The sequence below is a fragment of the Stenotrophomonas sp. YIM B06876 genome, assembly GCF_030711595.1.
GTDB lineage: Bacteria > Pseudomonadota > Gammaproteobacteria > Xanthomonadales > Xanthomonadaceae > Stenotrophomonas.
On sequence record NZ_JAUJUJ010000611.1, the window covers coordinates 1 to 388 of the forward strand.

General features: G+C 64.7%; 1 protein-coding gene. It reads left to right on the forward strand.

The window, feature by feature from the left end; all coding sequences use genetic code 11:
- Positions 1–388: aldehyde dehydrogenase family protein (locus tag QZH66_RS18700; protein ID WP_305807278.1), on the forward strand; the 388-nt coding region annotated here is incomplete at both ends.

Consider the following 388-nt stretch of genomic DNA (forward strand, 5'->3'; position numbering starts at 1 on the left):
TTCCGCAACTGCTCAAAGGCGACTTCACCGACCAAGTGTCAACCGGCATTGACAACTGGACGCTGCCCCAGCCGCTCGGCGTGGTGGCCGGCATCACGCCGTTCAACTTTCCGGTGATGGTGCCGATGTGGATGTTCCCCGTGGCCATTGCGGCGGGCAACACCTTTGTGCTCAAGCCCAGCCCGACCGACCCGACGGCCTCGCTGCTGATCGCCGACCTGTTCCAGCAGGCGGGCCTGCCCGATGGCGTGTTCAACGTGGTGCAGGGCGACAAGGAAGCCGTCGATGCGCTGATCGAGCACCCCGATGTCAAGGCCATCAGCTTTGTCGGCTCCACGCCCATCGCCAACCACATCTACGAAACCGGCGCGCGCCACGGCAAGCGCGT